Below are 24,053 nucleotides of genomic sequence, written 5' to 3'. Positions count from 1 at the left end.
GCGCATCAGAAAAACCTCCGGCTATGCCGGAGGATATTTATTTATGCGGGTGATGATTGAGTCAAAAATAATGATCCAGAGCACAACCTGGCGGCCTACTGGTCTGATGACAGGCAGAGAAAAATATTTTTAGTCTGTTTTTTGAACGTTCGATGTAAGGTTTTACCTATTATTAAATTGCCTTTTTGGCTTTATATTTTTAATCATTTATTATAAACATAACAAAATTCTTAACGGCTTTTTATTTATCTTTCGAATGAATTATGTGAATATTCTGGTATATGTCTGCCGTGCCTGGTCTTTTTTATGTGAATATTTGTTTTTGATTATTGCCGAATGTTTATATATATGAATTTCTGATAAATCAAACGTATTTTTCTATATTCAGTTTTTATATGTTTTAGGAATTTATTCTTTCTGTGAATTTTATATTTTCAGCTCATATTTATCAGATCTTTTCAATCAAGAATTTTCTGAGTATTATTTCCCTGTAGAGATAACTGATTTATGGATTGTGTAATATCAGTCTCATCACTATTAATTTTTACCTGTCCTTAATATCAAGGAAAAAAGTTGTTTTAACATGGAGATGTTATTTATGAAAAAGAATTACTTATCTGGTATTGCTATGACACTGGCCATGGGATGCGGCGGCGCTATGGCGGATGGTGGCGACGGCGTCGTTAACTTTACAGGAAGTATTTCCGACGATACCTGTACCGTGGCTACGTCGGCACAGACTGTCAATGTAGAACTGGGAACGATTGCCACCTCCAACCTTAGCGGTTCTGCCGATCGTAAAGCTGCGCCGACCTCTTTTAAAATTGCGCTGGAGAATTGCCCGAGTGCGATTAATTCGGCCAATATTAAATTTGACGGCAAGCGGGATACGGACAATTCAGCTCTGTTGCAGCTGACAAATTATGGTACTAATGGTGTGGCTGAGGGAGTGGCAGTAGGTATTTACGATAAGAGCGATAATCTGATCCCGCTGTATAGCGCATCAAGCGATTATCCTTTGGTGGCAGGAAACAACGAACTGGAGTTTGTTGCTCGCTATGTCTCTACCTCGAACACTGTTAATCCCGGTAGCGCTAATGCCACAGCTAACTTTACGCTGAGCTATAAGTAATTTTTTAATATACAGGGTTGGCGGTGTGTTATCTGCCGCCAACCCTGCCTTATTTGCATGGATGCAGATATGTGCTTTATGGAGGAATATCATGAAAACCAGTCGTCTCTTACTGATTGCTTTATTTGGTGTGCTTTTCTCTTTTATTTCAACGATGGCACAGGCGGGTATTGCCATTGGCGGAACCCGGGTTATATTTGCGGCGGAAAAGAAAGAAAAAACAGTTTCGGTTAAAAATGTCGGTAATGATTCTGCTTATCTGATACAAAGCTGGGTTGAAAATATCGACGGCTCTAAAAAAACACCTTTTACGGTGACGCCGCCCCTGTTCCGTATTAACAGTAACAGTGAAAACTTATTGCGCATTGTTTATATGGGAGCGCCGCTTCCCACGGATCGCGAGTCAATTTATTGGTTAAGCGTCAAATCAATTCCTGGCGTGGATAGCGCGAAAATCACTGATAATTCCTTACAGGTGGTGATGAAAACCCGCGTGAAGTTGATTTACCGTCCTGCAGGCCTGCCGGGGAATCCGGAGGACGCCGGTAAAGCGCTGCAGCCGGTCCGCGACGGTAATATGCTGGTGATGCGTAACCCGGGTCCCTGGTATGTGTCTCTTTATTCACTGTCGGTAGACGGTAAAGAAATCAAAGAAGCCGATCTGGTGCCTCCCAAAGGCGAAGCCAGATTCAAACTTCCCGGTGGCGTGGGGCGTAATGTGACCTGGCAGAATATCAATGACTATGGCGCTATTTCATCTAAAACCAGCAAGTCAATCTGACAGGTCGCGCTATGAAAAGTTTAACCCATCGTTATTCTCCGGTGGTGGTTGCGCTCGTCCTTGCAGGGTGGTGCAGTGACCCGGTACATGCCGAAGAAGTTTTTAATGTTCATGCGCTGGAGCTGGATGATCAGGAACAGGGGAATGTTGATCTGAGCTGGTTTACCCGGGATGGTGGACAGGCGCCTGGCACCTATCATGTCACGATCAGTATTAACGATCGGACACTACCAGAAATCCGCGATATTCGTTTTGTGAAGGATCAACAAAATAACCAGCTTGAGCCGGAACTCACTCCCGGGATGCTTAAGGCGTGGGGGGTGAATATTGCGGCTTTTCCTGCACTGGCAAATATTCCCGAAGATAGTCCGATTGCGGATATCGGGGATTATATACCGCTGGCACGCAGTGAATTTCAGATAAAGGGGCTGATACTTAACATCAGTATTCCTCAGGCAGCTATGGTACATCAGGCCCGGGGCTGGGTGGATCCACAAACCTGGGATGATGGTATTACCGCAGGTCTTTTGAATTATAGTTTTACCGGCGCCAATAGCTGGCATAATGCACAGGGCGGCGCACAGAACAGTTACTATGCCAATTTACAGAGCGGTTTTAATTTTGGTCCATGGCGGCTGAGAAACTACTCAACCTGGAACTATGATAATCAGAGCGGTAGCCAGTGGCATTCGCTGAATACTTATTTACAGCGCGATATTAAATTTCTGCGCAGCCAACTGGTGATTGGCGATAGCACGACGGCTGCCGATATTTTCGACAGCGTGCAGTTTCGCGGTATTCAACTGTTTTCTGATGACAATATGCTGCCGGACAGCGAAAGGGGATTTGCGCCGAGAATTCGCGGTATTGCCCAGTCCAATGCCCAGGTCACTATCAGGCAGAATGGCAATATTATCGATCAGCGCTATGTTCCGCCAGGGCCGTTTTCGATTGATGATTTATATCCCGGTTCGGGCAGCGGCGACCTGGAAGTGACCATTAAAGAAGCCGACGGCAGTGAAAGTACATTTATTCAACCGTTTGCGGCTGTACCGATAATGCAGCGCCAGGGGCAAGTTAAATATGCGCTTACCGCAGGTAAATATCGCTCTTCTGGCAATAATGAACGCGAGCCGGAGTTTGGCCAGGCCGGAGCGATCTACGGCGTTTCTAATTATCTGACACTCTACGGCGGGCTACTGGGCGCCGCGGATTATTATTCCGCCGCGCTGGGCGCCGGGGTAAGCCTGGGGCCAGTGGGATCGATTTCACTGGATGTGACTGCGGCGCACACGCGACTCGATAACAACGCTACCCGTGACGGACAATCTTACCGCCTGCAATATGCCAAACAATTTCCTGATTACGGGACATCTTTTTCTCTGGCGGCTTATCGTTACTCAACGGCGGGATTTTATACTTTTGAGGAAAGTAACCAGCGCCCGGGTACCGATAATGCAGACTGGGAGTTAAAAAATAACAAACGCGCCAAATTTCAACTGGATATAAGTCAGAATGTGAACGCCCTGGGATCGTTTTATCTCTCGGCATACCAACAAAGTTACTGGAACCAGAGCGGGGAAGAGCGAACGCTGACGGCCGGCTGGAGTACGTCGCTGGGTAACACCAATATCAGCATGAGTTACAGCTACAGTAGCTATCCGCAAAGTGATATGGACAGCGATCGGCGACTGGCGATTAATTTCCAGATTCCGCTGGATAGCCTGTTACCGCGCACTCGTGCGACTTACAGCGTTAATAGCAGTAAACATGGCAGCACATCGCAGCAGATTGGGCTGAACGGTACGGCGCTGGCGGATAACAATCTGAGCTGGGGCATTCGCCAGAGTTACACTAATCAGGGCAATGGTGCTGCTGGCGGGGTGAATGCCGATTACCGCGGCACCTATGGTGAAGCGACGGGGGCCTGGAACTACGGTCCTGACAATCAGCAGATTACCTACGGCCTGAAAGGCGGCGTCGTGGCTCATAGTGATGGTATTACCTTCTCGCAACCGCTGGGCCAGTCAGTCACTCTGGTGAAAGCGCCTCATGCGGCAAATGCTAAGGTGCTGAATAATACCGGGGTTTATACGGACTGGCGCGGCTACACAGTGGTGCCCTATGCGTCTCCCTACAAAAATAACAGCATCGCGCTGGATACCAGCATGATCGAAAACGTTGATCTGGAGAATGCCGTCAAGCAGGTCACCCCGGGCCAGGGCGCGGTGGTAGTGGCTGATTTTGCCCCGCGGCTGGGTTATCGGGTATTGATGTCGTTGATGTATCAGGGACGACCGCTACCTTTTGGCGCGGTAGCGAAACTGGATAACGGTGGGGAAGGCATTGTGGGTGATGATGGGCAGGTTTATTTGACCGGAGTGCCGGAGCAGGGGGTGGTGAGCGTTGAATGGCGAGATAAACACTGTGCCGCCTCTTACGATCTGACCGCTCAGCAAGCGCAAAAGCGCCCGGTTCTGGAGATTAACGGGGAGTGCCGATAATGGAATATCGCAGCGTAGTACTCAGCTGGTGTAAATATATTGTGCTGTTTTTTTGTACCTCCCTGTCGTTTGGGGTGTACGCATATTGTGATGCTGTAGGTAATTTCACTATTCCCGCAGGTGATATTCAGGTACAGCGCGATGCCGTGATAGGTCAGCCGATCAGCGAATGGATCTATTCCAATGAGGCCGCTGCTTATCAGAATTGTAATTATGATACTGAATCCATTTCGGGTTACGCGATTGAATCGGGGATTAAATCTTATAATAGTCAGGGGTCAGGAATGACCTATGATGGAAAAATTGTCTTTAATACCAATCTTGCCGGAGTGGGATTTATCCTCGAAGGCGATGCGAAAATGAGCAGCGACCCCTGGACAGGCTGGAAGGGGATTACCAGCAGTAATGAAGTGACGATTGCGAAACTCCCTAACCGATTTCTGCAGCGGCCGGCAATCGGTAACCGGGCGAAAATTAAATTTATTAAAACCGGGAATATTACCAGCGGGATATTAAGCGGGGATGTGGGGAAATTTTTTGCCGGTACCCGGGAAAACAACGCCTGGTCCAACGAAGTGCCGATTACTTTCAGTAGCGGTAGTATTAGTCAGGTAGCCTGTTCGGTTGTGGTGCCGGTCATCCCGGTGGAGCTGAATAACCATGCAAAGTCGGAATTCAGCGGCGTAGGTTCTGGTACCCAGTGGCAGAATTTTACCATTGACCTGCAATGCAATGTGGGAACGAAAGTGAATATTCGCTTTGAAGGGAACGCGGATCCGGTGAATGTCCCGGGCGTGTTAAAGCTTGATTCTGCATCTGGCGATATGGCCGCCACCGGTGTTGGTGTCCAGATTTATTATCGGCCGGACGACAGTGCTGTTGTGTTTGGCGATACCAAATATTATGCCCAGGCAATTGAGGAGCGAACGGGAATACAAATGAAGGCCCGCTATTATCAGACCAAAAACACCATTACCCCGGGCGTGGCAAATGCGACAGCAACTTTTACGCTGAGTTTTAAATAAACCGGGTATCAGGATTGGCAATAAAAAATCAGGGGCCAGTGGCCCCTGATGGCTATGCAGCGCGATTATTCAACGGTCATAATACGCGTGGTATTGGTGGTGCCAACGGTACTCATCACGTCGCCCTGAGTGACAATAACCAGATCGCCGGACATCAGATAGCCTTTATCACGCAGTAGATTTACCGCACTCTGCGCGGCCGCGACGCCTTCACACACATCGCCGAAATGAACCGGAGTGACGCCGCGATACAGGGCCGTCAGGTTCAGGGTGCGCTCATGGCGGGAAAGCGCGAAAATCGGCAGGCCGGAGCTGATACGCGATGTCATCAGCGCGGTGCGACCAGACTCGGTCATGGTGATAATGGCCGTTACACCCTGTAGATGGTTGGCAGCGTACATGGCCGACATGGCGATAGCTTCTTCGACATTGTCGAACTGTACGTCCAGACGATGTTTGGACACGTTCACGCTGGGGATTTTTTCTGCGCCAAGGCACACCCGGGCCATCGCCGCTACGGTTTCCGCCGGATACTGGCCGGCAGCGGTTTCCGCGGAAAGCATCACGGCATCGGTACCATCGAGCACCGCGTTCGCCACGTCCATCACTTCCGCACGGGTCGGCATTGGATTGGTAATCATTGATTCCATCATCTGTGTCGCGGTGATGACGGCGCGATTAAGCTTACGGGCGCGGCGGATCAGAGTTTTCTGAATCCCCACCAGTTCCGGATCGCCGATTTCGACGCCCAGATCGCCGCGCGCCACCATGACCACGTCAGAGGCCAGAATCACATCATCCATGGCCGCTTCATTGCATACCGCTTCGGCACGCTCTACTTTAGCGACGATTTTGGCATCGCTGCCTGCATCGCGCGCCAGACGGCGGGCATAATTGATATCCTCGCCGCAGCGCGGGAAAGAGACGGCCAGATAGTCGACGCCAATCTTCGCGGCGGTGACAATATCGGCTTTGTCTTTATCGGTCAGCGCTTCGGCGGAAAGGCCGCCGCCCAGCTTATTAATGCCTTTATTATTGGAAAGCGGGCCGCCGACGGTGACCTCGGTAAAGACTTTCATGCCCTGAACTTCCAGCACTTTCAACTGCACGCGGCCGTCGTCAAGCAGCAGAATATCTCCGGGCACTACATCGGCAGGCAGTCCTTTATAGTCAATCCCGACTTTCTCTTTGTCGCCTTCGCCTTTGCCCAGATTGGCATCCAGCAGGAATTTGTCGCCGATATTGAGGAAAACTTTGCCTTCTTTGAAGGTGGAAACGCGAATTTTCGGTCCCTGCAGGTCGCCCAGAATTGCGACATGGCGGCCAAGTTTAGCGGCAATTTCGCGAACTTTATCGGCACGAAGTTGGTGATCTTCCGGTGATCCGTGCGAAAAGTTCATGCGAACCACGTTGGCGCCGGCGGCGATAATTTTTTCGAGGTTATTATCTCGATCGGTGGCCGGGCCTAGTGTGGTAACGATTTTAGTTCTGCGTAGCCGTCTGGACATTTATTACTCCGTTGACTGATACAACTTTTGGTGTTGCGTGAACAAAACTCGGTCAGACAGGAAAAGCGCTAACCGAACGACCTGGTGTTTTACTGCATTGTTATAAAAATTACCCATTATCGCCAGGAATCGACAACGTCTTATCAAAACGCGATTCGCGCAGCGCTTCCTTGACTCGCTTCAAGTTATCCCGGAATTTTGCGCCGCGTCGCAAAGTAAAGCCGGTCGCCAGCACGTCGACGACGGTCAACTGCGCCAGGCGGGAGACCATCGGCATATAGATATCGGTATCTTCCGGGACGTCCAGCACTAAAGGCAGACTGGCTTCGCGGGACAGTGGAGTACCGCCGGAAGTGATAGCAATCACCATCGCGTCGTTCTCGCGCGCCAGTTGCGCCAGTTCGACCATATGTTTGGTGCGGCCGGTGTGGGAAATCAGCACCACCACATCGCCGTCAGCACTATTCATACAACTCATTCGTTGCAGTACGATATCATCGGAGTAGATCACGGGAACGTTAAAGCGGAAAAACTTGTTCATGGCGTCGTGAGCCACAGCGGCAGAGGAGCCCAACCCGAAAAAGGCAATTTTCTTTGCCTGGGTGAGCAGGTCCACCGCCCGGTTGATGGCCGACAGGTCCAGCGATTGCCGGACATGATCAAGACTGGCCATCGCCGACTCGAAGATTTTACCGGTGTAGGCTTCGACGCTATCATCTTCATCAACATTGCGATTAACGTAAGGGGTGCCGGTTGCCAGGCTCTGGGCCAGATAGAGCTTAAAATCCGGGAAGCCTTTGGTCTCCATGCGTCGACAAAAGCGATTGACGGTAGGTTCGCTGACGCCGGCCTGAGCGGCCAGCCGGGCAATACTGGAGTGAATGGCAGTGTGCGGCGCAGCCAGAATCTCTTCCGCGACCTTGCGTTCTGATTTGCTTAAATGCTCCAGTTGCGACTGGATTTTTTCCAGCATATTCATAGGGCAGAACACTCATTGGTGAAAACGATTTCAACAACCGGTGAAAGCGCGTAATGGTTCAGGCAAGAATATACCCTGTGCTCCTGTTCATGGGGGGATAAAATAACATGCTCATGTCGTTTTTTTTCATAACATGATCAATGTCTGGTTTTAGAATGATACAAAAATGGCAGTTTTCGCCGCCACCCTGCGGGGGTAGTGAATGTTATGGGCAGAAAAACAGCATATTTTGTGCAGTTAAACGATTTCCCGGCATAGGGTAAATTCTTATGGTTTCGTGAACTGTGCAAAACAAGTACATTGTGATGTAAGAAAATTACAAACAGGGCCTGACTGCGTGCAGAAAGCCCGACACGAGGAGAACAATATGGCAGTAACGCAAACAGCCCAGGCCTGCGACCTGGTCATTTTCGGTGCTAAAGGCGACCTGGCGCGCCGGAAATTGCTGCCTTCCCTGTATCAACTGGAGAAAGCAGGGCAGATCCACCCGGACACGAAAATTATTGGCGTCGGGCGCGCTGACTGGGATGTGGCGGCCTATACGAAGGTTATCCGTGAGGCGATGGAAACCTTTATGAAGGAAAAAATTGATGAAACGCTGTGGGAGCGTCTCAGCGGCCGCCTTGATTTCTGCAACCTGGACGTGAACGATGTTGAAGGTTTCACCCGTCTGGGGGAAAAACTTGACCAGAAAAATCGCGTCACCATTAACTACTTCGCTATGCCGCCCAGTACGTTCGGCGCCATCTGTAAAGGTCTGGGGGCTGCGAAACTGAATGCTAAACCGGCGCGGGTGGTGATGGAAAAACCGCTTGGCACCTCGCTGGAAACCTCCCAGGACATTAACGATCGGGTCGGCGAGTTTTTTGACGAGAGCCAGGTCTATCGCATTGACCACTACCTCGGTAAAGAGACGGTGCTGAACCTGCTGGCGCTGCGTTTTGCCAACTCGCTGTTCGTCAACAACTGGGATAACCGTACTATCGATCATGTGGAGATCACGGTCGCCGAAGAGGTGGGTATTGAAGGGCGCTGGGGCTATTTTGACCAGGCCGGCCAGATGCGCGATATGATCCAGAACCATCTGTTGCAGATCCTCTGCATGATCGCCATGGCCCCGCCGCCGGACCTGACCGCCGACCATATCCGTGATGAGAAGGTGAAAGTTCTGCAATCGCTGCGTCGTATCGACCGTTCGAATGTGCGTGAGAAGACCGTGCGTGGGCAATATACCGCCGGCTTCGCCCAGGGGAAAAAGGTGCCGGGCTACCTGGAAGAAGAGGGCGCTAACAAAACCAGCAATACCGAAACCTTTGTCGCGATTCGCGTGGATATTGATAACTGGCGCTGGGCTGGCGTGCCGTTCTACCTGCGTACCGGAAAACGTCTGCCGACCAAGTGTTCGGAGGTGGTGGTGTACTTCAAAAGCCCGGCTCTGAACCTGTTTAAAGAGTCGTGGCCGGAACTGCCGCACAATAAACTGACGATTCGTCTGCAGCCGGACGAAGGGGTGGATATCCAGATCCTCAATAAGGTGCCAGGCCTCGATCACAAGCACAATCTGCAGACCACCAAACTGGATCTGAGCTATTCGGAGACCTTTAACCAGACTCATCTGGCGGATGCCTACGAGCGTCTGCTGCTGGAAACCATGCGCGGTATTCAGGCTCTGTTCGTACGGCGCGATGAAGTGGAAGCAGCATGGAAATGGGTGGATTCGATTACCGAAGCCTGGGCGATGGATAATGATGCGCCGAAGCCTTACCAGGCCGGGACCTGGGGACCGGTCGCGTCGGTGGCGATGATCACCCGCGACGGCCGCTCGTGGAACGAATTCGAGTAGCCGGTATGAGATGATCGGTTACCGATTTTACCGGTAACATGATCTGGCGCATAAGTGCGATAAAAAATTCACCATCAGGCCCTGTTGGGATTCACCAACAGGGCTTTTTTATTTACAATATCCTCAGTGATTTTGCCCCTGAGACCTGGAATACGCTGCATACCGGGCATCTGAAGCCCGTAAGCGGAATCCGGAATACTGCTCCGGCAGAAAGATTATGAGGATCCCGATATGAATCAAAATTTGTTACGCGTAACAAATCGTATTGTTGAACGCTCCCGTCCCACCCGTGAAGCCTACCTGGCGCGTATTGAAAAAGCCAAAACCAACACGGTGCACCGCTCACAGCTGGCCTGCGGGAATCTGGCCCACGGTTTCGCCGCCTGTCAGCCGGAAGATAAAGCCGCGCTGAAAAGCATGCTGCGTAACAATATCGGGATTATCACCTCCTACAACGACATGCTGTCGGCCCATCAGCCCTATGAACACTACCCCGATCAGATCCGCAAAGCGCTGCATGACGTCGGGGCGGTTGGTCAGGTGGCGGGTGGCGTGCCGGCAATGTGCGACGGCGTGACCCAGGGGCAGGACGGGATGGAGCTCTCGCTGCTGAGTCGGGAAGTGATCGCTATGTCGGCGGCGATTGGTCTGTCGCACAACATGTTCGACGGCGCGCTGTTCCTTGGGGTGTGCGATAAGATTGTCCCCGGGCTGGCGATGGCGGCACTGTCCTTCGGCCACCTGCCGTCGCTATTTATTCCTTCCGGTCCGATGGCCAGCGGCCTGGCCAATAAAGAGAAGGTGCGTATCCGCCAGTTGTACGCCGAAGGTAAAGTGGATCGCGCGGCGCTGTTGGAATCGGAAGCCGCGTCCTACCATGCGCCGGGTACCTGTACTTTCTACGGCACCGCCAATACCAATCAGATGGTGATTGAATTCATGGGGATGCAACTGCCGGGGTCGTCATTTGTCCATCCTGATGCGCCGCTGCGCGCCGAGCTGACCGCTGCTGCGGCGCGCCAGGTGACGCGCTTTACCGGCAACGGTAGCGAGTGGCTGCCGCTGGGTAAAATGGTGGATGAGAAAGTGGTGGTAAACGGAATTGTTGCGCTACTGGCGACCGGCGGATCCACCAACCACACCATGCATCTGGTGGCGATGGCCAGGGCGGCGGGCATCATCATTAACTGGGATGATATCTCCGAGATTTCGGATATTGTGCCACTGCTGGCGCGCCTGTATCCCAATGGTCCGGCGGATATTAACCACTTCCAGGCCGCCGGCGGGGTGCCGGTTCTGATGCGCGAGCTGATGAAAGGCGGCCTGCTCCATGAAGATGTGCATACCGTGGCGGGCTTCGGTCTGCGTCACTACACCATGGAACCGTGGCTGGACAACGGCAAACTGGCGTGGCGTGAAGGGGCGGAACATTCTCTGGACAGCGACGTCATTGCCGCTCTGGAACAGCCGTTCTCCCATCACGGCGGTACTAAAGTGCTGAGCGGCAACCTGGGGCGCGCGGTAATGAAAACCTCGGCGGTGCCGGCGGAAAACCAGGTGGTTGAAGCCCCGGCGGTGGTATTTGAAAGCCAGCACGATGTGTTGCCTGCCTTTGAAGCCGGTCTGTTGGATCGCGACTGCGTGGTGGTGGTGCGCCACCAGGGGCCAAAAGCCAACGGTATGCCAGAATTGCATAAACTGATGCCGCCACTTGGTGTATTATTGGACCGCCGTTTCAAAATTGCGCTGGTTACCGATGGACGGCTGTCCGGCGCATCGGGTAAAGTACCCTCCGCAATTCACGTTACCCCTGAAGCCTGGGACGGTGGCTTACTGGCGAAAGTACAGAATGGCGACCTGATTCGGGTCAATGGCCAGAGCGGAGAGTTAACCCTGCTGGTGGACGAGAGCGAACTGGCGCAACGAACCCCTTATCACCCGGATCTGAGCGCCGAACGGGTGGGCACCGGCCGGGAGTTGTTTGGCGCGCTGCGGGAAAAACTCTCCGGCGCTGAGCAGGGCGCAACCTGTATTTCATTTTAAGCTAAGGCCGCTACTGACGGCGGCATAATGGAAGCATCCACGGGAGAGAGTCTTTAATGAAAAACTGGAAAACGAGTGCGGAACAGATCCTGACCAGCGGTCCTGTTGTACCGGTGATTGTGGTAAAGAAACTGGAGCACGCGGTACCGATGGCGAAAGCGCTGGTGGCGGGCGGCGTCCGGGTTCTGGAAGTCACCCTGCGTACCGACTGTGCGCTGGAAGCGATTCGCCAGATAGCCAAAGAAGTGCCGGAGGCGATTGTTGGCGCCGGAACGGTGACGAATGTCCAGCAGTTAAAAGAGGTGACAGAAGCCGGCGCGCAGTTCGCTATCAGTCCGGGTCTGACCGGGTCGCTGCTGAAGGCGGCGATTGACGGCACCATCCCTCTGATTCCGGGTATCAGTACGGTTTCCGAGTTAATGCTGGGTATGGAGTATGGCCTGAAAGAGTTCAAATTCTTCCCCGCGGAGGCCAATGGCGGCGTTAAAGCGCTGCAGGCGATTGCCGGTCCCTTCGCCCATATCCGTTTTTGCCCGACCGGCGGGATCTCTCCCTCTAACTACCGCGATTATCTGGCGCTGAAAAGCGTATTGTGTATTGGCGGCTCCTGGCTGGTGCCGGTTGATGCGCTGGAAGCCGGTGATTATGAGCGCATCACCAAACTGGCCCGTGAAGCGGTAGAAGGCGCAAAATAAGCCGGCTTGCTGCAGGCCCTGGTATATAGCGGCCTGGTGTGAATAAAAGGCAAAAATCGCTGACGCGGTCTTTGCCTTTTTTGTCGTTGGATCGCAGCCGGGTATGGCCCCGGCGACTACCCGGAAACCTTCACTGCCTGTGCTGCGCGGCTGGCGCGGTTGACGGCGTCATCAATATCATCTGCGCAGGCCAGGACGACGCCCAGGCGGCGGGTGCCGCTGATTTCCGGTTTTCCGAACAGGCGAATCTGGATACCGGCGCCCAGCGCGGCGTCCAGATTATCGAACTGAACATTATCGCTGTGCAGTTCCGGCAAAATAACCGCGGATGCCGCAGGACCGTACTGGCGAATGGCGCCAATCGGCAGGCCCAGAAAAGCGCGGACATGCAGGGCGAACTCGGAGAGATCCTGCGAGATCATGGTTACCATGCCGGTGTCGTGAGGGCGCGGTGAGACTTCGCTGAAGATCACCTCATCGCCGCAGACAAAAAGCTCCACGCCGAACAGTCCGTAACCTCCCAGCGCTTCTACCACTTTCGCGGCGATATCGTGCGCCCGGGACAGCGCCAGATCGCTCATTTGCTGAGGCTGCCAGGATTCCCGGTAATCACCGTCTTCCTGGCGATGGCCGATAGGCGCGCAGAAATGGATACCGTCGGCGGCATGGATAGTCAGCAGAGTAATCTCAAAATCGAAGTTAACCACGCCTTCGACGATAACCCGTCCGGCGCCCGCGCGGCCGCCCTGTTGGGCATATTCCCAGGCGCGGCTTAACTGATCGCGGTCGCGGATAAAACTCTGGCCTTTGCCCGAGGAGCTCATCACCGGCTTAACAATGCACGGCAGTCCAGTCTCCTCCACTGCCTGACGAAAAGTTTCTTCACTGTCGGCGAACCGGTAACTGGAGGTGGGCAACGCCAGCTCTTCGGCGGCCAGACGGCGGATCCCTTCACGATTCATGGTCAGACGCGTGGCGCGGGCGCAGGGCACCACGCGCTGGCCGCGCTGTTCCAGCTCCAGCAAGGTATCGGTGGCGATAGCTTCAATTTCCGGCACGATATAGTCGGGCATTTCCCGGGCCACCAGATCTTTCACGGCTTCGCCATCGAGCATATTGATAACGTGACTGCGGTGCGCGACGTGCATTGCCGGTGCGCTGGCATAGCGATCCACGGCAATCACTTCCAGACCAAGGCGTTGACACTCAATGGCGACTTCTTTACCCAGTTCTCCGGAGCCCAGCAACATAACGCGGGTGGCTGAGGGGCGCAGCGCGGTTCCCAACATCGACATAAATTCCCTACCTGACGTGATAAATGACCGGCCCAGTATATACGAAAACGTTTGCCTTCACAGCGTGGATACAGCATTGAGCGAATGGTCTCCATTTGTTATACTGTTAATATATACAGTGTATTCAGGAACCCTTTATGGCCGTTGAAATTAAATATGTGGTTGTTCGGGAAGGTGAAGAAAAAATGTCTTTTGCCACAAAAAAGGATGCGGACGCGTACGATAAAATGCTCGACCTGGCCGAAGCTTTGGGCGGCTGGCTGCGTCAGAGCCCGGCGGAACTGGCGGAGCAGCAGCAGGACGCGCTGGCCATGTGGCTGGCGGAAAATAAAGAAAGCCTGATGACGCTACTGAAAACCGGTCAGTTGCCCGCCGTCAACGTTCAGGATCCAGACGCTGCGCTCCCTGAGGCACAGCCTGATGCACCGGCGCCTGTCCGTGGGCGGAAAAAAGTCGCCTGATAGCGCGCAGTGGCGATTAATCCATTTTGTACCAGACTTGTCTGTGCCACAGGCAGACAGGAGATAAGGTATGAAAATGAAAACCAACTGGCTTATTGGCGCGCTTTTCGCCGCATGGACCGTCACCGGCCAGGCGGCGGATCCTCGCAGCGTCAGCTTTCCAAAGTGTGAAGGCCTGGATGCTGACGGGATTGCCGCCAGCGTGAAGCGGGATTATCTGCAAAACCGGGTTGTGAAATGGGCCGACGATCAGAAAACGCTGGGCCAGGCTGATCCGGTTGCGTGGATTAATAGCAGCGATATTCGCGGTGAGCACGACCGCTGGCAGGTGCCGCTGACGGTGCGCGGTAAAAGCAGCGATATCCACTATACCGTGATGGTAGACTGTGCCAGCGGTACTGCCGTGTATCAGCCCTGACGACCCCTTTCCGTTGTCGGTAAAGGCCAGCCGCGATCCTGGCCTTTGCGCGCGCGTTGTTATCGTCCCCTTTCAGCCATATTTTATTCTGGCGTCCGCTGGTGAGTGGCGGTTATTTGCGCATCTTTTGTCTTTCCCGACACATTTTTACATCTTGCGGCATACGCTTTGCGGATATCACCAACGGAGAACAACAATGAGCAACTGGTTAAATCAGCTTCAGTCAATGCTGGGGCAGCAGGGAAAGTCGGGAGCGGATAAGGAAGGCCTGAGTAAATTTTTAGTTCCCGGGGCGCTGGGCGGGCTGGCGGGATTACTGGTTTCCAGTAAATCGTCGCGCAAGTTGCTGGCCAAATACGGTACCAGCGCGCTGCTGGTTGGCGGTGGCGCGGTTGCCGGAAGCGTACTTTGGAACAAGTACAAATCGCGAATTCCCCAACAGCAGCCAGAGCCGGAGCCGGTTGTCACTCAGCAGCCGGCGGCGGTCGATGCGCGCACTGTGCGCCTGATCACCGCACTGGTCTATGCTGCGAAAAGCGACGGCCATATTGACGATGAGGAACGTTCACGCATTGATCAACAGCTGCGATCAGCCGGTATTGAAGGGGAGGGGCAGCGTCTGGTTCAGCAGGCGATTGACCAGCCGCTTGAGCCACAGCGCCTTGCCGCCGGCGTGGCGAATGAAGAAGAAGCGCTGGAGATTTGGTTTCTGAGCTGCGCGGTGATTGACATTGACCACTTTATGGAGCGCAGTTATCTCAATGCGCTGGGCGATGCGCTGAAGATCCCCGCGGATGTGCGCGAAGAAATTGAGCGCGATATTCAGCAGCAGAAGCTGGCGTTGCCCGGTTAGTTGCCGTCCGGGGGGAATTTTCCTTGCAAGGCGCCGAGCTTTTGCCACCATTAGAGAATGGTTTTTTATAAAAGTACTGCGTGATGTTTCCACAAGCGAAAAAAATCCCCCATACCCTGGTCGCCCACGGCGATGAGCGGATTGATGAGTATTACTGGCTGCGGGATGACTCCCGCAGCAATCCTGATGTTCTGGCGTATCTGCGACAGGAAAATGATTACGGCAAACAGGTGATGGACAGCCAGCGCGCGCTGCAGGACACTCTGATGTGCGAAATCATCGCCCGTATTCCGGCCAGGGAGGTCTCTGCGCCGTGGGTCAAAAACGGCTATCGCTACCGCCAGCTTTACGAAGCCGGGAATGAATATGCTATCTGGCAGCGCCAGCCGGCGACTCCGGCGCCAGCGGACTGGCAAACTCTGGTGGATGGCAATGTGCGGGCGGCAGGCAGCGAATTCTATGATATGGGAGCGCTGGTTATCTCACCGGATAATCATGTGATGGCCCTGACCGAAGATTACCTTTCCCGTCGTCAGTATCAGCTTCGCTTGTGCCATCTGGACAGCGATAGCTGGTATCCGGAAATTCTTGAAAATGTCTCTCCGGGCGTGGTCTGGGGCGACGATTCGCAAACCCTCTATTATGTGCGCAAGCATCCGCAAACTCTGTTGCCGTACCAGGTATGGCGGCATCGTCTGGGGAGCGACGTGAACACTGATGAGCTGGTGTATGAGGAGGCGGACGAGACATTTTACGTCAGTATTCACAAAACCAGCTCGCGGCGGTTTATCACCATTTTTCTCAGCAGCGCCACCTCCAGCGAAGCCTGGCTACTTGACGCCGGCGATGCCCGGGCGCGTCCGCGCTGTTTTCTGGCGCGCCAGCGCGACCGTGAGTACAGCCTCGATCACTTCCAGCAATGGTTTTACATCCGCTCTAACCGCGACGGCAAAAACTTTGGTTTGTACCGTACCACTGATGCTGACGCCGTCTGGGAAACCCTGATCCCGGCCCGTCCGGAAGTGATGCTGGAAGGGTTTACTCTGTTCACCGACTGGCTGGTGGTGGAAGAGCGCCAGCGTGGGCTGACCAGTCTGCGGCGCATCAATCGTCATACCCGTGAGACCTTCGGCATCGCTTTTGACGACCCGGCCTATGTGACCTGGATTGCCTGGAACCCGGAGCCGGAAACCGCAAAACTGCGCTATGGCTACTCATCCATGACCACCCCGGATACCCTGTTTGAACTCGATATGGACAGCGGCGAACGGCGGGTGCTGAAACAGACCGAGGTGGCGAATTTTGACGCCAGTGTGTATCACAGCGAACATCTGTGGATCCGCGCCCGGGATGGCGCAGAAGTCCCGGTTTCGCTGGTCTGGCATCGCCAACACTTCCGACCCGGGAAAAACCCGCTGCTGGTCTATGGCTATGGCGCTTACGGCAGCAGTATGGATGCGGATTTCAGCACCAGCCGCCTCAGCCTGTTGGAGCGCGGTTTCGTTTTTGCCATTGCTCACGTGCGCGGCGGCGGCGAACTGGGCCAGCAGTGGTACGAAGACGGCAAATTCCTGCGCAAGAAAAATACTTTTTATGATTATCTTGACGTCTGTGACGCGCTGCTGGAACGCCAGTATGGCGATCCGACGCTGCTCTACGGTATGGGGGGCAGCGCTGGTGGGTTGTTAATGGGGGCGGTACTGAATATGTGTCCGGAACGTTTTCACGGCGTGGTGGCTCAGGTACCTTTTGTCGATGTATTAACCACTATGCTTGATGAGTCGATTCCCCTCACCACCGGCGAGTTTGAAGAGTGGGGAAATCCCGCCGAGCGCCGCTTTTATGAGTACATTAAAAGCTATAGCCCCTATGATGGCGTGGAACGGCAGGCTTACCCGCATCTGCTGGTGACCACCGGTTTGCATGATTCTCAGGTGCAGTACTGGGAGCCGGCGAAGTGGGTGGCGCGGCTCAGGGAACGTAAAACGGATGATAATTTGCTGCTGTTATGCACCGATATGGATGCCGGTCACGGCGGCAAATCAGGGCGCTTTAAGTCCTGGGAAGGCGTTGCGCTGGAATATGCTTTCCTGATTGGCCTTGCGCAGGGCTCGCTGTCCGCAAGCAGCGGCTAACAGGCGTCTTTATCCAGCCAGTGTTTCAGGGTCATGCGCAGTTCCGGCGCCATGGTTTTAATATTGTTGCGCATCCAGCGTAAATAGCCGGGATCCCGCTCTGCCACGGTGGCAAAGGGGGTTCCTTTATATTTACCGAATGGCACTTCGCGCAGCAGCGCCGGACGCCCGGTGACATCCACCATCTCTTCCGGCGTCCAGCCCGAAACGTCCAGAATACGCAGCAACAGGGCGGCGGTGATGTAGCAGTCATACAGCGCCCGGTGGTGATGCAGCCCGGCAGGGGTTTCAACGCTGAGTCTGAGCGAGTGGTACAGGCCCATATTGCTGTATTTGATGCCGGGCCACAGGCGGCGCGCCAGTTTCATGGTACATATCCACTGGCCGGGCATTTCCGGCAGCACCCGCTGATCGAAGCTGGCATTATGGGCCACGTAATAGCTGCTGCCGTGGTAGCGTGGAATGACGTCGTCGATCCACGGTTTATCGGCGACCATCTGCTCGGTGATTTTATGAATTGCCATCGCCTGATGGCTGATAGGTCGATCCGGGCGTACCAGATCGCTCATTGGATTAACAATCTTGCCGTCGACAATGTCCACCGACGCCACCTCGACAATGCCTCCCTGTAAATCACAGGTCTCCGTGTCAATAATACGTAGCATGGCGTCCTCCGGCAGAATAGATGACGCTTAGCGTAAAGGAATCACTTCCCCTTGCCAACCCCGCTCGCTGCGCCGGCCGATAACTAACAGCTCGCCGTCTTCGGCGCGAATCACCAGCCGACCCCGGTCATCCCAGCAGGCGCTGCGGCCCGCGGTGGGGTGCGCGTCGCAGCTCCAGGCGTGGTTGGCCATAAGAATCGGCAGGTTATAGCGGTAAGCCCAGTCCTGGAGATGCATAACATCACTCTGCCAGGTCATGCCGGACACCAGGCGACCGGAAGCATACAGATTGGCGCCGGAATAAGCGGCGGCGCGCGCCAGAGTATCATCGTGGGCGGCTTCATTCAGCCCAAGGGCAAAACTGCGTCCACTCTGCCCGAATAGCGGGGTGCTTAGCGCGCCGCTGTCCAGATCGCTGTCCGCCGGCGGTTTGTGGCAGGCGATACGGGTGCCGTCGGGTAAAAAACCGATAGCGCCGGGGGAGATGCCGCTACTGTGGCGAATGGGAAGTCCGACCACAATTGTCATTTTATATGTTTCAGCGGCTTGCTGAATCGGCGCCAGCTCGGCGGCGTCGAAAGAGAGCGCCAGTGACTCATCGCGCGCAGCGTCATAGCCGGTCAGCGAAAGCTCCGGGAAAATCAGCAAATCGACCTGCTCGCGGGCAGCGCACTCAATAAATTTCAAATGATGGGAAATATTGGCTTCCAGCTGGCCTGGCCGGGAGCCATACTGCGCTGCAGCGACATTCCATCTATACATACAAAGTTCCTTAAATTTCAGCAGTCCATGCACGTCATCCCCGATGTGCGATTGGTTAGTCCTGGACGTAGTCTGAAGCTGTAGGAAAAATCTTAACAGGAAATGTGTAATGATGTGTCAATTTATTTCGATTTTGGTTCCCAGGGCAAACGGGATAGATTAACAGAAGCCAGCCGATGTGCGATTAAACGTTCTCTAAACCAACTGCGTAATGCCTCAGGCTGTTCGCGTTCCACAGCTTCGGCAATAACTGGCATATTATAACGTTCTTTAAATGCCACGCCGGCGGCGGCGAGATCGACATTCACTTTATCCATCTCTTCCTGGGGAAGTTGGGCGAGATTGTTGTGCATCGGGTACCTCCATAATTGCTGCGGGGAAAGGTAATCGCTGAGGCACAGAATGACAAGTCTTTCTGTGCCATGTCAGCGCTTCGACTCGATCCTGCGTCGGCGGGGCGGTATGATTAACAGGTTTTCATAATAAAAAGGAATGATAAATATGGCTTTTAACGTCACCCATCGCATAGCGGCATTCACTTTTGCATCATCACTCTTATTCTCTTCCGGCGTATTTGCCCATGCGCATCTCAAAAGCCAGATTCCGGCCGCCGATGCCACGGTAGCGGCCGCAGAGCAACTGGTACTTAATTTCTCTGAAGGTGTTGAACCCGCATTCAGCGGCGCGACGCTGACCGGCGCAGATAATGCGGCGATAGGCGTTGGCAAAGCCCGGCTCAACGAAAACGATAACAAGCAGTTAATTATCCCACTGAACGCTGCGTTGATGTCGGGTGATTATCGGGTTAACTGGCACGTTGTTTCGGTCGATGGCCATAAAACGCAGGGAAGTTACCATTTCCGCATTCAGTAATCCTCCATGGCGACTCTGCTGGTCCTGCTGAGGCTGATTCATTTCGGCGCGCTGATGCTGCTGGCGGGGAGCTGTACCTGCAGCTCGCTGTTGGCCAGCGGCGATTTTCAGCGATTGATGATCCGCCGTCTGGCGCGGCTGTGGCTTCCGGCGGCTATCGCCGGGTTGATGAGCGCACTGTTACTGTTCGCTCTGCAGGGCGGGTTGATGGCGGGCGGCTGGGCGGATACGGTTAAACCGCAAATCTGGCGCGCGCTGCTGAATACCCGCTTTGGCGCCGTGTGGCTATGGCAGATGGTACTGGCGCTGGCCGGCGTGATGGTGGTCATCATGAGGCCGCGGCGGCTATCCGGTCTGCTGCTTTTGCTGACCTGCGCGCAATTGATCCTGATGGCTGGCGTTGGCCACGCGGCTGCCGGCGAGGGTATCAGCGGCGCGTTACAGCGTATCAATCACGGGGTTCATCTGCTGGCGGCGAGCTGGTGGGTGGGCGGCCTGTTACCGCTGCTGGCGTGTATGCAGATGGCGCGTAAGGCGCGCTGGCGGAAGCCTGCGATACAGGCGATGATGCGCTTCTCGCGATACGGCCATGCGGCGGTGGTGCTGGTTATCGTTAGCGGGATGGTGAATAGTCTGATGATCCTCGGCGTTTCGTGGCCGTGGCATGCCGGCTATGTGCGCTTGCTGGTGCTGAAAACGGCGCTGGTGGCGGCGATGATCTTCATTGCCGTCTGGAACCGTTATATTCTGGTGCCGCGCTTCGCGCGCAGCGACGAGCAGGCGAAGCGCGGATTCATCCGGTTAACGTGTGTTGAGGTGGCGCTGTCGGCGCTGGTGCTGGCACTGGTGAGCTTATTTGCCACCTGGGAGCCGTTCTGAGCGGCATAAATCAGGAATTATTATGAAGAAATTTTTTGCAGCCTTGCTGATACTGAGCAGTTGTGGCGCGGCGCTGGCTGCGCCGCAGATTGCTACGGTGAGTCGTTTTGAAATCGGTAAGGACAAATGGGCCTTTAACCGTGAAGAGGTGATGCTCAGTTGTCGGCCGGGCAAGGCGCTGTTTGTGATAAACCCCAGCACTCTGATGCAATACCCGTTGAATGATATCGCTCAAGCCCAGGTGAGCCGCGGTGAGACGCTCGGTCAGCCGATTTCCGTGATTCAGATAGACGATCCGGCGGCGCCCGGGCAAAAGATGAGTCTGCAGCCCTTTATTGAGCGGGCGCAGAAACTGTGCCCGTAAGACCTGTTTTCTGGTGAATCATATGAAAAACCGCAGCACCCGTCTCCGGAGGCTGCGGTTTTTTAATGATAACCTGGCGCAGGTGCGGTTTTTTTAACCACAGTCCGGTCACGGACTGGAAAACCTGCGACGGTCATCTATTCTTAAAGGGCAAGGCGATTGAGCCTGCATTAATGCCAACTTTTAGCGCACGGCTCTCTCCCAAGAGCCATTTCCCTGGACCGAATACAGGACTCGTATTCGGTCTTTTTTTATCTCTTTTACTTTTCAGTACGTTACAGATTGTGATCCGAAATTTTCCGAAATTTTTCCGAATTTCTGTATTCCGGTCTTTTTCACTTATACCACAACAAAAAATATCTTAACAATTCTTTTACAGAAAAAATCACAGCATCATGTATGACTTTTCCCTGCTGTCTAGATACATCTTCGTCATTTTATCAGACTTATGGCCGAGTAGTTTCTGAGCGAAATCCTCTCCGTAGGCATCTTTGTAAAGCCTTCCAGCCAGGCTACGGATTTCATGAAATGTCGGCGGATTGTCTCCAAACTCCAGATCTGTGGCAGATCTGGCTGCGACAAATTTTTTTGTCAGTCCGTCCGGGTGAAGGCTTCCGTCCGGGCTATTTTTACGGATCCCTGTACTGATGAGAAAATCGCTGCGGCTGACCAGTTTGCATCGATCAATAACAGTTGCTAGCTTCATTCCGTTAGCTGGCAGGGTAAGAGATAACGGCAGCGCCAGCATCATTCCTGTTTTTATCTGTGTTATATGCAATCTGTCGTCATAAATTGCGCTGAAACGCATGCTTGCCACATCCTCCCTGCGCTGGCCAGTAACCAGCGCTAGATCCATCGCCAGAGGAAACCAGGCCGGGAGTTGTTCTGCGGCTGACCGAATGGATCTATATGCATCAATAGTTAGACGCTGGCGAGATACCTGAACCCGCGGGGATCTGGTTGGCTCGACTGGATTGATGGTTATGCGTCCATCAACAATCGCCTCTCTGAACATATCAGACAAAACAGATCGCATAGTACCGGCCATCGTGTTTTTCCCCTCTATTATCCACTGCTCAAGAAATTCAGCTATATGTCGCGTTGTAACCTCTGCAAGTACCATATCTCCAATGCGCTCTTTTATTGTTAACAGTTGATTTCGTCTTATTTTATATGTATTTGCAGATAGATTACGGCGTTGTAATATCACCTCATATCTGTCGACCCATTTATCAACAGTATATGAATCAAATCCCTTTAATTTTTCTATCAATGCAACAGGCGTATAATTCTGAGATATAAAATTATTTGCCTCTATTGCCTGAGCGATTGCCTCCCGGCGGGAAATTTGCCCGAGAGGAAATTCTTTTTCTGTTACTGGATTGCGCCAGAAAAATGATTTACTGGCGGTACGGTATGTCAGATTACGTGGCAGATTAGCATCGTATTTTTTTCGACTCATCGATCAACTTCTCCAGCAATGCACTTTTTTTACCGACACGTCCGTTTGGGTGGTACTGCCTGATTGATGTCCCTGCTTTATTCGGTTTGATATAAAACGCATCATCATGAACTTTATATTCTCGCCCCTGTTTCTCTGGTTGCGGGAATATATTTCCATTCCTTGCCCAACGGCGTAGCGTGCCAATTGGCGGCGGATCTTTGTAATAAATTCGCGCCCACTCAGTGAGAGTTAGTAGCATGGTTTACCTCATCACCGACCAGCAGTTTACCCGCCAGCCGGCATCTAAAACTGAAATACGAATTTCACTTTGCGTCCGGTGCCGGTGCTGCTGCGAGCGCAGCTTTGTACCCCGCAACGTGACCACGGAAATTTGCAACCTCAGATAGCCACGCACTTATCATCACGGGCGTCGGTTCCTTTGGCACCAGTTGCCAGCCGGCCGGGATTACAGGAGAGTTTCCGGGCTGCATTACGTTTTGCTCGTATTCAGCTACCTGCGGGTCTACTGGCGTGGATAGGTCGCGTACTGCATAACCAGCCTGGATCATGGCGGCGCGACGCCCAGCTTTCCACGCAGATTCAGCCATCACACCCAGCATTTGCTTAGCCGCTGTGGTGTATTGGTTGTGTTGATAATTCTCATGCCATTCCCTGCCAAACCACGAATAGAAATTATCGTCGGCATCAACTAACGGCGCTGGCTGCGCGTGGCGATAGAGCATTATCTGGCGTCGTGGGTCAGCGAATTTGTTCGCGTCACGCTCAATGCCAAACAAATAGCCGATTCCAGCAACATTAACATCGCGCAGTTCTTCCTCGTCAGTCCAAGCCACCGGCTCGCTGTCCGATACTGGCAGCGCTGGCGGCATATCTGGACCTTTGCTGATAGCTTTTGCCAGCTCGATAGGGTCATCGTATAGCCAGTCTCCGGTTTCCGGGTGATTAGCTTTTGCCAGTTGAGAGGCCCACTCCAGGCCGTCTTTGTGTCCCTGTAGGTAGTCAAGCGGCAGATCTTCCAGCTCGCTGTCCATTGCGGCCAGCGCCATGCGGGCCAGTTCGCGAATCTCTTCGGTTACATTGCACATGCGCGGATCATTTGCGTATTGCTCAATGCGCTCTCTGGTTAATTTATTCATGTAAANGCGTATTGCTCAATGCGCTCTCTGGTTAATTTATTCATGTAAATTCCCCACCCCCTCGTTACCGAGGGGGATATTGATTTATTCACCGGAGCCGTAGCCGGAGCCGGAGCCGGAGCCGTAGCCGTAGCCGTAGCCGTCGCCGTAGCCGGAGCCGGAGCCGGAGCCGTAGCCGGAGCCGTAGCCGTCGCCGTAGCCGGAGCCGGAGCCGGAGCCGGAGCCGGAGCCGGAGCC

Annotated in this window: 22 protein-coding genes; 14 read left to right on the top strand and 8 right to left on the bottom strand. The window is 53.6% G+C overall.

Going from position 1 to position 24,053, the window contains the following annotated elements; genetic code table 11:
* Positions 1-598 precede the first annotated feature (598 nt).
* The 4 genes from AQ981_RS12520 (at position 599) to AQ981_RS12505 (ending at position 5,442) form a co-directional block, all read left to right on the top strand.
* A complete protein-coding gene (locus tag AQ981_RS12520; protein WP_071608889.1) occupies positions 599-1,132 on the top strand; it encodes a fimbrial protein in 534 nt (177 codons plus the stop codon).
* A 91-nt stretch (positions 1,133-1,223) separates the two neighbouring features.
* Entirely contained in the window at positions 1,224-1,913 is a 690-nt protein-coding gene (locus tag AQ981_RS12515) for a fimbrial biogenesis chaperone (RefSeq protein ID WP_058912083.1), read from the top strand.
* A gap of 11 nt (positions 1,914-1,924) precedes the next feature.
* Positions 1,925-4,417 carry a fimbria/pilus outer membrane usher protein gene (locus AQ981_RS12510; RefSeq protein ID WP_058912082.1) on the top strand — a complete coding sequence of 831 codons (2,493 nt, stop codon included), beginning with the start codon at positions 1,925-1,927 and terminating at the stop codon, positions 4,415-4,417.
* The gene (locus AQ981_RS12505) at positions 4,417-5,442 is read left to right on the top strand and encodes a fimbrial protein (protein WP_058912081.1); all 1,026 of its coding nucleotides are present in this window, start codon (positions 4,417-4,419) and stop codon (positions 5,440-5,442) included. The genes AQ981_RS12510 and AQ981_RS12505 overlap by 1 nt, the downstream gene beginning before the upstream one ends.
* Before the next feature lie 65 nt (positions 5,443-5,507).
* Here the strand turns inward: AQ981_RS12505 and pyk are convergent, their stop codons facing one another.
* Both pyk and AQ981_RS12495 read right to left on the bottom strand, forming a co-directional pair.
* Positions 5,508-6,950 carry a pyruvate kinase gene (pyk, locus tag AQ981_RS12500; protein WP_058912080.1) on the bottom strand — a complete coding sequence of 481 codons (1,443 nt, stop codon included), beginning with the start codon at positions 6,948-6,950 and terminating at the stop codon, positions 5,508-5,510.
* 109 nt (positions 6,951-7,059) lie between these two features.
* Positions 7,060-7,929 carry a MurR/RpiR family transcriptional regulator gene (locus AQ981_RS12495; protein ID WP_058912079.1) on the bottom strand — a complete coding sequence of 290 codons (870 nt, stop codon included), beginning with the start codon at positions 7,927-7,929 and terminating at the stop codon, positions 7,060-7,062.
* Between the two features lie 367 nt (positions 7,930-8,296).
* On the opposite strand from AQ981_RS12495, the gene zwf reads away from it, so the two are divergent.
* From zwf to AQ981_RS12480, 3 genes are all read left to right on the top strand, one after another.
* Positions 8,297-9,772, top strand: a complete 1,476-nt coding sequence (gene zwf, locus AQ981_RS12490; RefSeq protein WP_058912078.1) for a glucose-6-phosphate dehydrogenase — start codon at positions 8,297-8,299, stop codon at positions 9,770-9,772.
* Positions 9,773-10,003: 231 nt separating this feature from the next.
* The gene (gene edd / locus AQ981_RS12485; RefSeq protein WP_058912077.1) at positions 10,004-11,815 is read left to right on the top strand and encodes a phosphogluconate dehydratase; all 1,812 of its coding nucleotides are present in this window, start codon (positions 10,004-10,006) and stop codon (positions 11,813-11,815) included.
* Positions 11,816-11,871: 56 nt separating this feature from the next.
* The gene (locus tag AQ981_RS12480) at positions 11,872-12,510 is read left to right on the top strand and encodes a bifunctional 4-hydroxy-2-oxoglutarate aldolase/2-dehydro-3-deoxy-phosphogluconate aldolase (protein WP_058912076.1); all 639 of its coding nucleotides are present in this window, start codon (positions 11,872-11,874) and stop codon (positions 12,508-12,510) included.
* Positions 12,511-12,626: 116 nt separating this feature from the next.
* Here AQ981_RS12480 and purT read toward each other — a convergent pair whose 3' ends face one another.
* Positions 12,627-13,805: a formate-dependent phosphoribosylglycinamide formyltransferase gene (gene purT / locus AQ981_RS12475; RefSeq protein ID WP_058912075.1), complete on the bottom strand. Its 1,179-nt coding sequence runs from the start codon at positions 13,803-13,805 to the stop codon at positions 12,627-12,629.
* A 137-nt stretch (positions 13,806-13,942) separates the two neighbouring features.
* On the opposite strand from purT, the gene AQ981_RS12470 reads away from it, so the two are divergent.
* The 4 genes from AQ981_RS12470 (at position 13,943) to AQ981_RS12455 (ending at position 17,672) form a co-directional block, all read left to right on the top strand.
* Positions 13,943-14,266: a YebG family protein gene (locus AQ981_RS12470; RefSeq protein ID WP_058912074.1), complete on the top strand. Its 324-nt coding sequence runs from the start codon at positions 13,943-13,945 to the stop codon at positions 14,264-14,266.
* Positions 14,267-14,342: 76 nt separating this feature from the next.
* Positions 14,343-14,684, top strand: coding sequence for a protein YebF (gene yebF, locus AQ981_RS12465; protein WP_249226313.1), 342 nt, complete (start codon positions 14,343-14,345; stop codon positions 14,682-14,684).
* Between the two features lie 196 nt (positions 14,685-14,880).
* Positions 14,881-15,537 (top strand): tellurite resistance TerB family protein, encoded by a 657-nt coding sequence (locus AQ981_RS12460; protein WP_058912072.1) that lies wholly within the window; start codon positions 14,881-14,883, stop codon positions 15,535-15,537.
* A gap of 83 nt (positions 15,538-15,620) precedes the next feature.
* Positions 15,621-17,672 carry a prolyl oligopeptidase family serine peptidase gene (locus tag AQ981_RS12455; protein ID WP_058912071.1) on the top strand — a complete coding sequence of 684 codons (2,052 nt, stop codon included), beginning with the start codon at positions 15,621-15,623 and terminating at the stop codon, positions 17,670-17,672.
* Here AQ981_RS12455 and exoX read toward each other — a convergent pair.
* The 3 genes from exoX to AQ981_RS12440 form a co-directional block, all read right to left on the bottom strand.
* Complete coding sequence (gene exoX / locus AQ981_RS12450) at positions 17,669-18,337, bottom strand: exodeoxyribonuclease X (RefSeq protein WP_058912070.1); 669 nt, start codon at positions 18,335-18,337, stop codon at positions 17,669-17,671. The genes AQ981_RS12455 and exoX overlap by 4 nt on opposite strands.
* Positions 18,338-18,364: 27 nt before the next feature.
* Positions 18,365-19,099, bottom strand: coding sequence for a carbon-nitrogen hydrolase family protein (locus AQ981_RS12445; protein ID WP_058912069.1), 735 nt, complete (start codon positions 19,097-19,099; stop codon positions 18,365-18,367).
* Between the two features lie 122 nt (positions 19,100-19,221).
* Positions 19,222-19,452 (bottom strand): DNA polymerase III subunit theta, encoded by a 231-nt coding sequence (locus AQ981_RS12440; RefSeq protein ID WP_058912068.1) that lies wholly within the window; start codon positions 19,450-19,452, stop codon positions 19,222-19,224.
* Between the two features lie 148 nt (positions 19,453-19,600).
* Between AQ981_RS12440 and yobA the strand changes: the two genes are divergently transcribed.
* Genes yobA through AQ981_RS12425 form a run of 3 tightly spaced genes read left to right on the top strand, consistent with a single transcriptional unit; the run spans position 19,601 to position 21,215 of the window.
* On the top strand, positions 19,601-19,972 hold the full coding sequence (gene yobA, locus AQ981_RS12435; RefSeq protein ID WP_058912067.1) for a CopC domain-containing protein YobA: 372 nt from the start codon (positions 19,601-19,603) through the stop codon (positions 19,970-19,972).
* 6 nt (positions 19,973-19,978) lie between these two features.
* The gene (copD, locus tag AQ981_RS12430; protein WP_058912066.1) at positions 19,979-20,851 is read left to right on the top strand and encodes a copper homeostasis membrane protein CopD; all 873 of its coding nucleotides are present in this window, start codon (positions 19,979-19,981) and stop codon (positions 20,849-20,851) included.
* Positions 20,852-20,870: 19 nt separating this feature from the next.
* The gene (locus AQ981_RS12425; RefSeq protein ID WP_121500653.1) at positions 20,871-21,215 is read left to right on the top strand and encodes a YebY family protein; all 345 of its coding nucleotides are present in this window, start codon (positions 20,871-20,873) and stop codon (positions 21,213-21,215) included.
* 385 nt (positions 21,216-21,600) lie between these two features.
* Here the strand turns inward: AQ981_RS12425 and AQ981_RS12420 are convergent, their stop codons facing one another.
* Together AQ981_RS12420 and AQ981_RS26080 are read right to left on the bottom strand one after the other, a co-directional pair.
* Positions 21,601-22,677, bottom strand: coding sequence for a tyrosine-type recombinase/integrase (locus AQ981_RS12420; RefSeq protein WP_058912064.1), 1,077 nt, complete (start codon positions 22,675-22,677; stop codon positions 21,601-21,603).
* Positions 22,652-22,918, bottom strand: coding sequence for an excisionase (locus AQ981_RS26080; protein ID WP_071608887.1), 267 nt, complete (start codon positions 22,916-22,918; stop codon positions 22,652-22,654). The genes AQ981_RS12420 and AQ981_RS26080 overlap by 26 nt, the downstream gene beginning before the upstream one ends.
* Positions 22,919-24,053: the final 1,135 nt, after the last annotated feature.

Source organism: Entomohabitans teleogrylli (assembly GCF_001484765.1).
Taxonomy (GTDB): domain Bacteria; phylum Pseudomonadota; class Gammaproteobacteria; order Enterobacterales; family Enterobacteriaceae; genus Entomohabitans; species Entomohabitans teleogrylli.
This window is presented reverse-complemented; position numbering and strand designations above follow the sequence as displayed.